Source organism: Streptomyces sp. NPDC015242 (assembly GCF_043079125.1).
GTDB lineage: Bacteria > Actinomycetota > Actinomycetes > Streptomycetales > Streptomycetaceae > Streptomyces.
Map to the genome: position 1 here is coordinate 141,183 of NZ_JBIBUF010000004.1, position 13,709 is coordinate 154,891.

Annotated in this window: 11 protein-coding genes and 1 tRNA gene; 5 read left to right on the plus strand and 7 right to left on the minus strand. The window is 74.5% G+C overall.

The window, feature by feature from the left end; translation table 11 throughout:
• Nucleotides 1–130 precede the first annotated feature (130 nt).
• Nucleotides 131–4,609 carry a hypothetical protein gene (locus ACF07N_RS15285; protein WP_392112647.1) on the minus strand — a complete coding sequence of 1,493 codons (4,479 nt, stop codon included), beginning with the start codon at nucleotides 4,607–4,609 and terminating at the stop codon, nucleotides 131–133.
• A gap of 499 nt (nucleotides 4,610–5,108) precedes the next feature.
• On the opposite strand from ACF07N_RS15285, the gene ACF07N_RS15290 reads away from it, so the two are divergent.
• Both ACF07N_RS15290 and ACF07N_RS15295 read left to right on the plus strand, forming a co-directional pair.
• On the plus strand, nucleotides 5,109–5,321 hold the full coding sequence (locus ACF07N_RS15290) for a ferredoxin (protein ID WP_383327791.1): 213 nt from the start codon (nucleotides 5,109–5,111) through the stop codon (nucleotides 5,319–5,321).
• A gap of 9 nt (nucleotides 5,322–5,330) precedes the next feature.
• The gene (locus ACF07N_RS15295) at nucleotides 5,331–6,098 is read left to right on the plus strand and encodes a PIG-L deacetylase family protein (protein WP_392112650.1); all 768 of its coding nucleotides are present in this window, start codon (nucleotides 5,331–5,333) and stop codon (nucleotides 6,096–6,098) included.
• On the opposite strand, the gene ACF07N_RS15300 is transcribed toward ACF07N_RS15295, so the two are convergent.
• The 4 genes from ACF07N_RS15300 to ACF07N_RS15315 all read right to left on the minus strand — a co-directional run bounded on the left by ACF07N_RS15300 (nucleotide 6,093) and on the right by ACF07N_RS15315 (nucleotide 9,046).
• Nucleotides 6,093–6,851: a glycosyltransferase family 2 protein gene (locus ACF07N_RS15300; RefSeq protein ID WP_383327605.1), complete on the minus strand. Its 759-nt coding sequence runs from the start codon at nucleotides 6,849–6,851 to the stop codon at nucleotides 6,093–6,095. The two genes, ACF07N_RS15295 and ACF07N_RS15300, sit on opposite strands and share 6 nt — an antisense overlap.
• A gap of 135 nt (nucleotides 6,852–6,986) precedes the next feature.
• Nucleotides 6,987–7,304 carry a hypothetical protein gene (locus ACF07N_RS15305; RefSeq protein WP_392112653.1) on the minus strand — a complete coding sequence of 106 codons (318 nt, stop codon included), beginning with the start codon at nucleotides 7,302–7,304 and terminating at the stop codon, nucleotides 6,987–6,989.
• 152 nt (nucleotides 7,305–7,456) lie between these two features.
• Nucleotides 7,457–7,543 (minus strand) — tRNA-Ser (locus ACF07N_RS15310).
• A 63-nt stretch (nucleotides 7,544–7,606) separates the two neighbouring features.
• Nucleotides 7,607–9,046 (minus strand): S1C family serine protease, encoded by a 1,440-nt coding sequence (locus tag ACF07N_RS15315; RefSeq protein WP_392112656.1) that lies wholly within the window; start codon nucleotides 9,044–9,046, stop codon nucleotides 7,607–7,609.
• A gap of 287 nt (nucleotides 9,047–9,333) precedes the next feature.
• Between ACF07N_RS15315 and ACF07N_RS15320 the strand changes: the two genes are divergently transcribed.
• The 3 genes from ACF07N_RS15320 (at nucleotide 9,334) to ACF07N_RS15330 (ending at nucleotide 12,099) form a co-directional block, all read left to right on the plus strand.
• Nucleotides 9,334–10,161 carry a glycerophosphodiester phosphodiesterase gene (locus ACF07N_RS15320; RefSeq protein ID WP_392112659.1) on the plus strand — a complete coding sequence of 276 codons (828 nt, stop codon included), beginning with the start codon at nucleotides 9,334–9,336 and terminating at the stop codon, nucleotides 10,159–10,161.
• Nucleotides 10,162–10,328: 167 nt separating this feature from the next.
• Complete coding sequence (locus tag ACF07N_RS15325) at nucleotides 10,329–10,967, plus strand: ATP-binding protein (protein ID WP_383327593.1); 639 nt, start codon at nucleotides 10,329–10,331, stop codon at nucleotides 10,965–10,967.
• 142 nt (nucleotides 10,968–11,109) lie between these two features.
• Nucleotides 11,110–12,099 carry a DUF5926 family protein gene (locus tag ACF07N_RS15330; RefSeq protein WP_383341951.1) on the plus strand — a complete coding sequence of 330 codons (990 nt, stop codon included), beginning with the start codon at nucleotides 11,110–11,112 and terminating at the stop codon, nucleotides 12,097–12,099.
• Nucleotides 12,100–12,354: 255 nt separating this feature from the next.
• Here ACF07N_RS15330 and ACF07N_RS15335 read toward each other — a convergent pair whose 3' ends face one another.
• On the minus strand, nucleotides 12,355–12,942 hold the full coding sequence (locus ACF07N_RS15335) for a hypothetical protein (RefSeq protein ID WP_392112663.1): 588 nt from the start codon (nucleotides 12,940–12,942) through the stop codon (nucleotides 12,355–12,357).
• Between the two features lie 55 nt (nucleotides 12,943–12,997).
• Nucleotides 12,998–13,663 carry a bifunctional DNA primase/polymerase gene (locus ACF07N_RS15340; RefSeq protein ID WP_383327584.1) on the minus strand — a complete coding sequence of 222 codons (666 nt, stop codon included), beginning with the start codon at nucleotides 13,661–13,663 and terminating at the stop codon, nucleotides 12,998–13,000.
• Between the last annotated feature and the right edge of the window lie 46 nt (nucleotides 13,664–13,709).

Consider the following 13,709-nt stretch of genomic DNA (forward strand, 5'->3'; position numbering starts at 1 on the left):
GAGCTATGGCCAAGGGTAACAAGCGCTTGCGCACGACGAGCCGACTGGCCGCTGAAACGTCTGACTTGTGACTCGTCTCACTCAACTTCCTCACGGAACTTGCCTGTTGGGCAAAACCGGGCTCACGGGCTCACTCGTCGCAGGGCGGATCGTAGGAGAGGCGGGAGAGGTACTCGCGCCAGGTGTCCGGGGTCAGCACGCCCCGGGTCATCGCGCAGATGCGGTCCGCCGCCCGTTCGACGTCGAGGTCCCAGATCCGGATGGTGTCGGCTCCGCTGGAGACCCCGAGCAGATGACTGCCGGGGCTGAACGCCAGGAAGTTGCCGGTCTCGGCGCCGGGACTCATCGACTGGCCGATCGCGGTGGCGTCGGAGGGGTCGGAGACGTCCCACAGCCGGACCGTGCTGTCGTTGCCGCCGCTGGCCAGGGTGCGGTCGTCCCGGCTGAACGTGAGGGACACGACCGCTTCCGTGTGGCCGGTGAGGCGCTCGCGCTCGGCGGCGCCGGCGGGATCCGCCACGTCCCAGAGGCGGACGGAGGTGTCGTCGCCCGCGCTGGCCAGCGTACGGCCGTCACGGCTGTAGGCGAGGGCGTTGACGGCTCCCCGGTGCCCCCTGAGGGGCGTGCCGATCAGGGTGATCCGGCCGGGGTCGCCCGCGTTCCACAGCCGGATCGTGCCGTCCGCGCTGCCGCTGGCGAGCGTGCGGCCGTCCGGGCTGAAGACCAGGAAGTTCACATAGCCCTTGTGGCCGGTCAGGGGCGCGCCGAGCGGCCGGGGACGGGACGGGTCGGCGATGTCCCACAGCCGGATCGTGCGGTCGTCGTGAGCGGTGGCCAGCACCCGCCCGTCCGGGCTGAAGGCCAGCGGGTCGGCGTACCGGATGCGCAGGGGGATGGACGAGCGGTACGGAACGGGGTGCTCCGGATCCTCCAGGTTCCACAGCCGCACGGTCCGGTCGCCCGTCACGGCCGCGACGGTCCGGCCGTCCGGGGAGAACTCCAGCGTGCGCACGCCGTCCTTCCCGGGCCGGAACGGCTCACCGATCCGCACCGGGCTGCCGGGCCTGCGCACGTCCCACAACCGGACCCGGCCGTCCCGCCCGGCCGTCGCGAGCACCCGGCCGTCGGGACGGAACGAGCCCGTCCGGCCGGTCATGTCCGACCTGGGCACCGCCCACAGACGGACCTTGTTGTCGCCCGTGCCGGTGGCGAGGGTGCGCCCGTCGGGGCTGAAGCCGAGCGCGTACATCTCCCCGCTGCTGCCCGCCAGCGGCCCGCCCACCTGCGACGGGTACTCCGGGTCGCTGACCTTCCACAGGCTCGCGGTGCTGTCCGCGCTGGCGGCGGCGAGCATGGCGCCGTCGGGGCTGAACGCCACCGACCAGATCGGGCCGGTATGGCCGGAGAGCGGCGCTCCGATCTGTTCCGGGCGACGAGAATCGGCCATGTTCCACAGGCGGACGGTGTTGTCCTCGCCGCCACTGGCGAGCGTGCGGCCGTCCGGGCTGAAGGCCACGGTGTGCACGAGGGCGCCGTGGCCGGTCAGCGGCCCGCCGAGCCGCCGCGGACGGGCCCGGTCCGACACGTCCCACAGCCGGATGGTGCCGTCGTCGCCGCCCGCCGCCAGCGTCCGGCCGTCCGGGGCGAAGGCCACGGACCGCACGGCGGCCGTGTGCCCGGTCAGGGGCTCGCCGAGTTCGTGGGGCCGGCGCGGGTCGGAGACGTCCCACAGCCGGACGGTGCGGTCGTCGCTCGCCGAGGCGAGCGTCCGGCCGTCCGGGCTGAAGGCGATGAGGTAGATCGTGCCGTCGTGGCCGGTCAGGGGAGCGCCGAGCGGCCGGGGACGGGACGGGTCGGTCACGTCCCACAGCCGGACCGTGCCGTCGTCGGAGGCGCTGGCCAGCGTCCGGCCGTCCGGGCTGAAGACCGCGCTGCTCACCCAGCTCGTGTGGCCGGTCAGCGGGCCGCCCAGCGGCTCGGGGCGCCGGGGGTCGGTCACGTCCCACAGCCGCACGGTCCGGTCGTAGCTGGCGGTGGCCAGGGTCGTGCCGTCCGGGCTGAACGTCGTGAGGTACACGGCGCCGGTGTGCCCGATGAGGGGCGTGGCGAGCGGGGCGTTGACGATGGACATCAGGCGGCTGCTGGCGCCCTCGTCGCCCGGCCGCAGCCGGTGGGCGACCAGGTCGAGCTGCGCGGAGAGCGAGGGATCGGTGTCCTGGACGCGGTCGGCCTGGGCCAGGACCTGCTCGAAGACGGCGTCGTCGCGCTGCTTGAACGCGATGACGGCCGAGCCCACGGCCAGCACCGCCAGCGCGACCAGGGCCGCCACCGCGCCCCGGGTGATCCACAGGAAGCGCCGGCGCAGCCGCACCGAGGCGGCCAGGAACTCCACCGCGCTGCGGGTCAGGAAGGTGTCCCCGGCGGACCTCGCCCAGGTGTGGGCCTGTTCCAGCCGGGACCCCCGGTAGAGCAGGGAGGTGTCGCGGCCCGACTCCTCCCAGGCCCGGCCGTCCTCCTCCAGGCGCTGGCGCAGCAGGTTGCCCTGCCGGTCCTCGTCGATCCAGTCGCGCAGCCGCGGCCAGGCGTGCAGCAGCGCCTCATGGGTGATCTCCACAGTCTCCGCGTCGAGCGTCACCAGCCGGGCGCGGACCAGCGCTTCGAGGGACTCCTCGGTCTTGCCCGGGTCGCTGGACTCGTCCGCGAGCTGCCGCCGGGTGCCTCGGCGGCGGGTGGCCGCGGTGTCCTCGCCCAGTCTGACCAGCCGGAGCAGGAGCAGCCGGGCCGCCGTGCGGGCCGCGGGGTCGAGCCGGGACCAGGCCCGCTCGGCGGTCGCCGCGACCGCGCCCTGGATGCCCCCGGCCGCGCGGTAGCCCGCCAGCGTCAGCCGACCCGCCTTCCTGCGCTGCCAGGTGGCGAGCAGGGCGTGCGACAGCAGCGGCAGCACGCCGGCGTCGTGCGCCCCGCGCGGTCCGTCGGCGCTGACCTCCCGGACGATGAGTTCCGCCAGCCCCGGCTCCAGCTCCAGCCCGACGGCCTTGGCCGGGCCGGTGACCGCCTCGCGCAGTTCGGCGGTGGTGAGCGGCCCGAGCACCATGTGGCGGTGCTGGAGCGCGTCGGCGAGTTCGGGATAGCGCAGGCAGCGCTCGTAGAAGTCGGCGCGTATGCCGAGGACGACGACCGCCGGGGCCGGCCGGCCGGGCACGGCGGGTGTGCAGGCGGCGTGCAGGACCTCGACGAAGGCGCGCCGCTCCGCCTCGTCGGGGCAGAGGGTGAACGTCTCCTCGAACTGGTCCACGATGACGACCGGACGGGCACCGGAGGGTGCCTCGCGTTCGGCCCATGCGGTGACGGCGGCGCGGACGGCGTCCGGGGAGGGAGCGTCCGGGGAGGGAGCGTCCGGGGAGGGGGGAATGCGGGATTCCGACGGGCGGGGAGGGCGGGATTCCGCTGGAGAGGGCGTGCGGGATTCCGCTGGAAGGGGCGTGCGGGATTCCGCTGGAAGGTGAGCGTTTGATTCCGCCGCCTGCGCGGCCTCGGTCGCGCCCCGCGTGACAGTGGTCCCGGCCTGCGCGGCCTCGGTCGCGGCCGGCGTGGCCCTGGTCCCGGCCTGCGCGGCGCCGGTCCCGGCCGGCGGAGCCTCGGTCCCGTCCGGCGTGGCCTCGTCCGGTTCGCCCGGAACCGGGACGGAGGGCGCCAGGACGGAGGGCACCGGGACGACGGGCTCCAGATCCGGGATCCGCCGGACCAGCTCCGCCAGCGGGTCACCGCCCGGCACGAACTGCACGACGGGTACGGGTTCCGCGCGGCCCGGGCCGTCGGCGCGGTCGCCGCCCTCGCCGTCCTTGCCCCCGCCACCCTTGTCGCGCGGGCCGCCCGGACCGCCCGGACCGGCCGGACCGGCCGTGCCACCCCGGTCGCCGGGACCACCCCTGCCGCCCGGGCCGCCCGGGCCGACCTGGCCGCCCGAGTCCCCGCCCGCACCGCTCCCGTCGCCCTCGCTCAGCGCGCCGTTCCGCAGGGCGGGCACCAGACCGGCGTTCAGCAGCGAGGACTTGCCCGCCCCCGACGCGCCGACCAGCATGACCAGCCCGCCCGTGCCGGCCACCGCACGGAGCTGGGCGACGAGCGCGTTCGTACTGCGTTCCCGGCCGAAGAACCACCGGGCGTCCTGCCGGCGGTAGGAGGCCAGCCCCCGGTAGGGGCACACCCAGCCGGGCGCGGCCGGCACTTCGGCCGCGGGCCGCTCCTCCGCCGCGGACGCCGCGGGACGGTCGCCGACCGGGTCGGCCACCGCGCGCTCCCACAGCCGCTGCCACTGCGCGAGGTCGTACAGGCCCGGGGAGACCGGCGCGGGCCGCGCGCGGCGCGCCTCCGGGATCAGCACGTGCAGCACCGCGGCGAGGGCGGTGAACTGAGCCGGCACGTTCCGCGCCCGCCGCCAGTCGCTGATCCGCTGGGCGGACACCCGCACGGGCCGCCCGCGTTCGTCGACCCGCTGGAGCCGTCCGACCGACTCGGACACGCGTTTGAGTGGAGGGTTGCCTGCTTCCTTGTACAGCAGCGCGAGGCGTTCCGCGAAGGCGGTGCGTGCCCCCGAGTCGGAACTCAAGGTCTCCACTCCTCACTCGTCGCGCGGGACGTCCGACGTCCGGTCCGGAAAACTCACTCTATATGGCTGACCTGCGGCAATACCCTTCCCCTGACCCCGGAACCTCCTCGTCCACGGCCGGAAATGGCAGGATCCGGACTCAGCAAACGCACCCATCCGGTCAGCTTCCATCCGAGTCGGACGACGGTGACTCCACCGTTCGGCACCGGTCCCCACGAGGGGAGGGACCGGTGTCGGACGATGTGGTGATCCTCCCCTGAGGGCGGCGCCCCCCAACCCCGCCGACCGCGTCACCCGGCTCCGCAGACCGCACCTTCCCACCCCTGGATGCCCGACGCACCGCCGGTCACGGCCGCGCCGCCGGGTCGTGCACCGGCCCGCCACGACGGCGGCCCGTGCGAGCCGGGCGGTTCAACCGGAGGCCCGTGGGGCAGGCACCTGCTGATGCCCACGGCTCGTGACACCGTCCGGAGGGGGACAAAGGGTCATGAAGGTCGTCATGAAGGTCTCCGTCGACCGCGATCTCTGCTACGGATCCGCCGAGTGCGTCCACCGGGCCCCGGAGGTCTTCGACTTCGTCGACGGATACGGCGTCGTGCGCCCGGGCCGGGAGCGGACCGAGGGGGGCGACCCGGACGTCCTGGAGGCGGCGGAGAGGTGCCCGAGCCAGGCGATCAGCGTCACCGGGACGCAGGCGCCGGACCAGCCGTAGCGAGGGCGGATGCCGCTCCCCGGCCTGCTCGCGGTCTTCGCGCACCCCGACGACGAGTCCCTGGCCGCGGGCGGCGTGCTCGCCCGGCACGCGGCGGCGGGCGCGCGCACGGCGGTCGTCACGGCGACCTGGGCGCCGGACACCCCGCGCGCCGCGGAACTGGCCGAGGCCCTGCGGATCCTCGGCGCCGGACCGCCCCGGATGCCCGGGTACGCCGACTCCCGCGTCCCGCGCTCGGCCCCGGGCCGGCCCCGCCTGCTCGACGCCCCGCTGGACGAGACGGTGCGCGAACTGGTCGCGCAGGTGCGCGCGTTCCGCCCGCGGATCGTGCTCACCCATGACGCGTACGGCGGACCGACCGGCCACGAGGACCACGTGCACACCCACCGGGTGACCCTGCTCGCCGTCCACGCCGCCGGCCTCGAACGCCTCTACCCGGACGCCGGTGCTCCCTGGCGGCCGAGCGCCCTGTACCTGGCCACGCACCCCCACTCGGCCCTCCGCGCCTGGGCCGGGCTCCCGACCCCCACGGGCAAGCCGATGTTCACGGTCCCGGACGCGCACGTCACGACCACGGTCGACGTCAGGCCCTGGCTGGACCGCAAGGTCGCCGCGATCCTGGCCCACCGCACGGAGGTCGCGCGCGGAGCCGCCCCGGGCCTGATCGCCGCGCTGCCGGCCCGCGAACGGGAGACACTGCTCGGCACGGAGTGGTACACGCGCCTCACCCCGGCCCCCACACCCCCGGCCGACCCGGACTCCGGCCTCCTGTCATAGGTCCGCGCCGAAGCTCCACCGCAGCCGGGACAGGGCTCTGGCCCTGGTCTCCACCACGGCCATCCGGGCCGCGCGCTCGCCCCGCTCCATGTGCGCGGCCTTCCCGGTGACCTGCCCCTCCCACTTCCGGTACAGCAGGCCCACCTCCCCCGAGAACCAGCCCCGGCTCACGGCGTTCAGCGCCAGCAGCAGGCCCGTGTCCTCCGAGGCGGGCAGCGCCATCCAGCCGCCGAGCGCGAGCAGCAGTTCCCGCCGCACGAACAGCGAGGCCGGATGGACCGGGGCGAGGTACCCGTCGGCCTTCCAGCGCTCCAGCACGTCCCCGCGCTCGATCACCCCCTCGTCGGGATCGCCGGGGAACCCGACCGTCGACCCGTCGGGCATCAGATCCAGCACCCGGGACGTCACCCAGCCGAGGCCGCGGTCGCCCTCCAGCACCGCCAGATCCCGCGCGAGCACCCCGGGCGCGAGCCGGTCGTCGGCGTCCAGCACCTTCACGTAGGCGCCCTGGACGTGCGCCAGCGCCATGGTCCGGGCCACCCCGGGCCCACCGCCCCGCCCCTGCCGGAACGTCACCCTCCGGTCCCGGGGCACGTACGGCCGCACCCCGTCGCCCTCCCCGTCCTCCTGGATCACCCAGTGCCAGCCCCACCCGGCGGGCAGCCGCTGGGCGCACAGCGACGCGTAGGCCTCCGGCAGGAAGCGGGCATGGGGCCCGTGCACGGCGGTGACGACGACGATGCGCCGGCTCACCGCTTCAGGGGCCGTGGGGGCCGCGCTCACTTCTCCGCGCGCGAAGACGGTGGGACGCGGACCCACGACGGCCTCGCCGGCACGACGGTCTCCAAGATCTCTCGCTCCACGACCGGCATGCTACGCCGCCGCCCGCTACCACCCGGCGCCCGCGGAGGACACCAGCAGCGCCCCGCCTCCGAGGACCAGCAACTGCACGACACCGGGGATGCGCCAGCCGAGCGCGAGCAGGCCACCGCCCGTCACCACCGCGCCGCCGCCCAGCAGCCACGCGGCCTGCGACGCCACCCGCGAGGCACCGGTCCGTGCGACCCCGTCGCTCTCGTAGCCGTCGGCCCATCCCGCGATCCCGACGGCGTACACCGACCAGGCGATGACCACGAAGTCGACGACGAGCAGCGCCGCACCGACCCCGGCCTGCCGCCCGACCGACGGCCCGTCCCCCCGCCTCACCGGAACTCCCCTGCCCGCATGCGACCAGCGTCGCGCCACGGCCGGCACCGCACATGAGTACGGGTACTCACATGCGCCGCCGGATCGGCACCGCACAGGAAAGGCCCCCGACCGGGAACCCGGGTCAGGGGCCGTACTCACTGCTCAGCAAGCGGAGGCGGTGGGATTTGAACCCACGGTGACATCGCTGCCACGACGGTTTTCAAGACCGTTCCCTTAGGCCGCTCGGGCACACCTCCCCGCGCCTGCCGTGATCGGCGGCGCGGGGACAAGGGTAACGGGTCGGTGCGGGCGGGTGGGGGTCAGTTGTCGCCGACGCGGGAGCCCAGCGTGACCTCGGTGGTGCGCTGCTTGCCGTCCCGCTCGTAGGTGATCGTGACCCTGTCGCCCGGCTTGTGGGTCCAGATCTCGCCGATCAGCGTGGGGCCGGAGTCGATCGGGTGGCCGTCGAGCTTGGTGATGACGTCGCCCGGCTTCAGGCCCGCCTTGGCGGCCGGGCCGCCCGGCTCTACCGGTGCCGCGCCGCCCGCGCCCTGGTCTGTGATCTGCGCGCCGTCGGAGCTGTCGTCCAGGGAGACGGACGCGCCGATCTTCGCGTACACCGGCTTGCCGGTCCGGATCAGCTCCTGCGCGACGTACTCGGCCTGGTTGATCGGGATGGCGAAGCCCAGGCCGATCGAGCCGGACTGGCCGGTGCCGAAGCCGCCGTTGCCGGTGGACTGGATCGCGGAGTTGATGCCGATGACGTTGCCCTGCGCGTCCAGCAGCGGACCGCCGGAGTTGCCCGGGTTGATCGACGCGTCGGTCTGCAGGGCGCTCATGTACGACGCCTGGCTGCCGCTGCCGTCGCTGGAGGCCACCGGGCGGTTCTTGGCGCTGATGACACCCGTCGTCACCGTGTCGGACAGGCCGAAGGGGGCGCCGATCGCGATGGTCGCGTCGCCGACGGCCACCTTGTCGGAGTCGCCGAGGGTGAGCGGCTTGAGGTCGCCGGGGGCGTCCTTGAGCTTGATGACGGCGACGTCGTAGCCCTGCGCGTTGCCGACCACCTGGGCGTCGTACTTCTTGCCGTCGGGGAACGTCGCCGTGACCTTGCCGCCGTCCACCGCGTCCGCCACCACGTGGTTGTTGGTGACGATGTGGCCCTGCTTGTCGAAGACGAAGCCCGTGCCCGTGCCGCCCTCGCCGCTGGTGCTCTCGGCCTCGATCGTGACGGTGCTCGGCAGGGCCTTGGCGGCCACGCCCGCGACCGTGCCCGGGTCGCGCTTGACGTCCCCGCCGCTGGTGGAGGCGGAGACCGTGGTCGAGCCGGTGCTGTCGTCGTTGTTCTTCGCCAGTGTGTAGCCGAGGCCGCCGCCCAGGCCGCCCGCGACCAGCGCGGCCACCAGGATCCCGGCGACCAGACCGCCCCGCCCGCGGCCGGACTTCGGCGCCGGCGGCTGGTACGACGCGCCCCAGCCGCCCGGCCCCTGCCCGGAGCCGCCGTCGCCGTGCGGGCCGGCCGGCGGCGGGGGCGGGGGCCAGGAGGGGTCCGGGGCGGAGGACGAGACACCTGACCCGCCGGCGGCACCGGGCGCGTCCTGGCCGTGCGGCGGCCGGTGCGCGTCCTGGCCGTACGGCGACGGGTTCGACGCGTCCGGTCCGTACGACCCCTGCGGCGCCGGAGCAGCGGGAGTGTCCACCGGCACGGGGGGTGCGGACGGGGCGGGGGGTACCGCGGTGCCCTCGTTCTCGGTGCTCACAGCTTCTCTCCTCGATCCACGGCTGGTGTCCTGGGTCGCACTCGGTCACGCTCTTCGCGCCGGTCGACGGTCCGGTGCGACGCAGCTGTGCTTGTCCCTTTGTATGCCGTCAGCTTTTCCCACCGGCCGTCAGAGCACCATAAGCGGTGGCTGTGGGTCCGGAGCCATTCTTTATATAGGGCATTACTGACGAAAGGGATGCAATTCCAGTGCCTCCGTCCGGACCCGCGCATCCGTCGAGTCCGTTCGACCGGACGCGTACCCCCGCGTGGTGGCACCATGACGCGGTGACCCACGCACGTCAGCATCCGATCCAAGTCGTCGCCCACCGTGGGGCCTCCGAAGACGCCCCGGAACACACCCTGGCCGCTTACACCAAGGCGATCGAGGACGGCGCCGACGCCCTCGAATGCGATGTGCGCCTGACCGCCGACGGCCACCTCGTGTGCGTGCACGACCGCCGTGTCAACCGTACGTCCAACGGCCGCGGCGCGGTCTCCGCCCTGGAGCTCGCCGACCTCGCCGCCCTCGACTTCGGCTCCTGGAAGACGCGCGACGCCTGGAAGGGACGCGACGAGGAACCCGACTGGGAGCACCGCCCGGAGGACCGCGAGGCGACGTCCGTCCTCACCCTGGAGCGGCTGCTGGAACTCGTCGCGGACGCCGGGCGCCGGGTGGAGCTGGCCGTCGAGACCAAGCACCCCACCCGCTGGGCGGGCCAGGTCGAGGAGCGGCTGCTGGTGCTGCTGAAGCGGTTCGGCCTCGACGCCCCCGCCTCCGCCGAGGAGTCACAGGTCCGGGTGATGAGCTTCTCGGCCCGCTCGCTGCACCGCGTGCGCGCCGCCTCGCCGACCCTGCCGACGGTTCACCTGACGCAGTTCGTGACCCCGCGCCTGCGGGACGGGCGGCTGCCGCTGGGCGTGCGGATCGCCGGCCCCTCCGTGCGCATCGTGCGCAGCCACCCCGCGAGCATCGAGCGCCTGAAGCGGGCGGGCCACCAGGTGCACGTGTGGACCGTGAACGACCCCCAGGACGTGGACCTGTGCGTCCGCCTGGGCGTCGACGCCATCATCACCAACCGCCCGCGCGCGGTCCTCGATCAGCTCGGCCGCTGACCGCCCGGACCGCCCGGCGCACCCCGCACGTCCCACCGGACACCCGCACACCCCTTGACCCACGCCTTGACAGACGGGATCCTCCCATCTCGGCCACACCGATGATTTCCAGCCACGTCGTCACCGGGAGTGCTCCGGCGCGTTCGGACCGTATTCGATCGTGGTGAGTGCGTCACCGGACGTGGATTGGCCGGTTTCCGGTACAGGCCAATGGGGCATCCACACCGTGGCGTGGGGCGAAGGAGGTCTCGGGGGTGGCGTTGGTGGTGGCACAGGAGGTGCCCACGTCGTCGAGCATGGCCGTACCCCATGGCCCTGCGGGCGTGGGACGGGCGAGGCACCGCATGCGGGCGCAGTTGCGCAGCGGCGGCGTAGCGGAATCGGTCATCGACGACGCCGTACTGATCCTTTCCGAGCTTCTGAGCAACGCGTGCAAGCACGGCAGACCCTTGGGCGACGCCCTCTCCGGTGACGGCGACGTCCGCGCCGCCTGGCGCGTCGACCCGGCCGGACGGCTCATCGTCGAGGTCACGGACGGCGGCGGCCCGACCCGCCCCGCCCCCGCGACCCCGTCGGTCACGGCGCACGGCGGCCGCGGGCTGAACATCATCACCGCGCTCGCCGACGACTGGGGCGTCCGGGACGACGTCCGCGGCGAGGTCACGGTCTGGGTCGTCGTCCACGGCGACGTCCACGACCCCGACGCCGGTCACCGCCGCGACGACTTCGCGAGCCGCGTCACCGCCCCGGCCGTGTCCCGCATACCCGGGCTCGACCTCGCGGACGCCTTCGACGACCTGGACTGACCCCGGAACGGCCCTGACCCGGCCAGGATCGGCCCCGGTAACGCGCGCGGGACCCGGCGTCGTCCACAGGACCCCGTCCCCCGGGGCACGAACGGCTAGGCTCCCGACCGTACGAGACGAGCCGTAACCGGGAGACCCATCGATGGCCAAGAAGCGACCCCAGACGAAGGCCAAGCGCCCGCAGACCACGGGCGGGGCCGGCGCCGTCGGCACCGAGGGAGACGTTCCGGTCGTCGGCGCCCGCGAACCCTGCCCCTGCGGCAGCGGCCGCCGCTACAAGGCCTGTCACGGCCGGGCCGCCGCCCACGCCGTCACCGAGCTGGTCCGCCGCCCCTTCGAGGGCCTGCCCGGCGAGTGCGACTGGGTCGCCCTGCGCGAGCTGGTCCCGGCGGCCACCGTCGCACTGCCCCTGAAGGACGGCCTGCCCGAGGGCGTCCCCGCGGTCACGCTGGCCACGGTCCTGCCGATGGCCTGGCCCGCGCTCCGCCGCGACGACGGCTCGGTCCTGCTCGGCCTGCAGAACGACACCTCCTCCGGCGACATCAGCCGCGACCTCGCCGACACCCTGCTGCGCGCCCTGGAAGCGGAGCCGGGCACGCCGGTGCAGGGCCGCCGTGCCCCGGCGGACGGTCCGCGACTGCAGGATTTGCTCGACCCGGACGGCACCTTCGAGCCAGAAGTGCACAGCGGCTTCGAGTTCTGGGTGCCGGACGCGGAGAACGCCACGCCGGAGGTCGCCGCCTCCCTGGAGCGGGCCAACGCCGCGGCCATCCCGACCGTCAAGCTCCAGGGCGTGGACGCCGCGTACTGGTGCGAGACGCCGGAGAAGAACCACCTGCGGTGGGTCATGCCGCACCCCGAGGAGCAGCTTCTGGACGCTCTCGCGCGGCTGCACGCGGCGGGCCGTTCCAGCCTCGGTGAGGGCACCCGCCTGGTCGGCTCCTTCCGCGCTCACGGGCTCACGGTGCCCGTGTGGGACCTGCCGAGCGGGGTCTCGGCCGAGGACGTGGAGAAGCCGGCGGCCGAGTTCGCCGAGCGCCTCACGGCGGCTCTGGCAACGGACGCTCCGCTGACGGCGGAGGAGCGCCGGGCGCGCGGCGGACTCACCAACCGGCAGGTCACGCTGAGCTGACACCCGGCGCCGCGTGCGGGCCGGCCGGTACACCGGCCGGCCACCGTCGCGCGCCCCCGGTGGTCACAACTCCCGCCGGGGACAAGCCAGTCGGTGACTGGAAAGGGCGAGATCGAATTTGCGAACAGCCGATCTCTTGTTACCGTTCCTGTAGCCCGGTTGCTGGTGCATCCCCCGTCGCCAGCAACCGGGTCTTTTCATGCGCCCCGGCCGCGCACCGCACGCAGTCATGCGTCAACGGCCTTTGCTGGCGCGCTAGTTGCTCCCCGAGCGCAGCAGCAGCGGACCCTGCCCGGCCCGCCGCGCGAACTCCGCGACCGCCGAGTACGCCGCCGGGCCGCCCCGCGCGGCCTCCCGTGGCGTCTCGCAGGTGCCCGGCTCGTCCTCGGCGCCCACGGCGCAGGTGATGCGCACGGTCCGGGCCCCGGGCCCCATCAGGGTGAGCGCGGCGTCGAGCGCCCGGCCCGTGGCGTTGCGGTAGTAGGTGCGCGCCCAGGTCTGCGCGCCCTGCGTCATCACACAGGTCTGCGCCTCGACGCCGTCGGGGGAGGAGAGTCCGGGTCCGCAGCGCACGGCGGTCGCCAGTCCCTGGCCGAGCCGGTCCGGGCGCGGTTCGCCCTCCCCGGGCGCCTTGCCGTCGGGTGGGGCGGAGCGGAGTCCGTCGTGGGCCGTCCCGGCCGCGGTCGTGCCGTTCGCCGCGCCCGAGGCGCGCTCGGACCGCACGGCACCCGCCGCCGCCACGGCCAGCGGCAGGGCGACCGCGCACGCCACCCCGACGCCCGCGAGCGCGAGCAGTCGGGTCTTACGGGGGTCCCGGCGGTGACCCCGGGAATGACGCGGCATGGCCCCGGAACTTAACGCGCCGGGACGTGTGCGGCGCCCGGCGCGCCCGACGGCCCTAGAACTCGGGCGCGCTCACACCCGTACGAGTGAGGGCCTCGACCACGGCGTCCACCACGGCCTCGACATCGGGCACCCACGGGGAGGCCGAGCCGGGCAGCGGCGCCCGTTCCCAGCGGACCTCGCCCTGGCCCGTCCCGGACGGCGGCAGGGCCAGGTAGCCGCCCTCGCCGTGGAAGCGGAGGGAGCCGGGCACGAAGTCCTTGGCGTAGAGCAGCTCGCCGAGCTGCTCCATGGAGTACGGCTGCACCAGGATCGCCCAGCGCGTGGGCGAGGCGACGACCGGGCCGAGCCGCATGCCCGAGCGGTCGAGCGCCTCGAGGGCGCGGGCGGCCGGCAGGGCCGGCAGGGAGACCGCGCAGGGCGCCTTGCCGCCGGTGGCCAGGACGATCGGCGCCGTCGGCCGGTTGCTCCACCACCAGCGGACCATGCGCCCGTCGGTGGTGGCCGCGAGGAGGCCGGGGTCGAAGGGGTGCGCGCCCGGCACCGTGCAGTCGGGGTCGGGGCAGCTGCAGCGGGAGTGCCCCTGCGGGTCCGCCGCCACGCCCGGGAGTACCGGCCACTGCCATTCCGTCGCGTAGGTCAGGGCCGCGCCGATCAGCTCAGGCCTCCCGTCACTGCCCTGGGAGAGGAGCCTGCGTCGCCTTCCGAGGATCTCGCGCATCAGCGCTCGTTCCTTTCCGTTGCACGCCTGGCAACACCGTGGTCCA

Excerpts from the sequence above, each read along its gene's own strand:
- ACF07N_RS15290 (WP_383327791.1), top strand. The coding sequence starts at position 5,109 with ATGAAGGTCTCCGTCGACCGCGATCTCTGCTACGGATCCGCCGAGTGC.
- ACF07N_RS15295 (WP_392112650.1), top strand. The coding sequence starts at position 5,331 with ATGCCGCTCCCCGGCCTGCTCGCGGTCTTCGCGCACCCCGACGACGAG.
- ACF07N_RS15330 (WP_383341951.1), top strand. The coding sequence starts at position 11,110 with ATGGCCAAGAAGCGACCCCAGACGAAGGCCAAGCGCCCGCAGACCACG.
- ACF07N_RS15335 (WP_392112663.1), bottom strand. The coding sequence starts at position 12,942 with ATGCCGCGTCATTCCCGGGGTCACCGCCGGGACCCCCGTAAGACCCGA.
- ACF07N_RS15340 (WP_383327584.1), bottom strand. The coding sequence starts at position 13,663 with ATGCGCGAGATCCTCGGAAGGCGACGCAGGCTCCTCTCCCAGGGCAGT.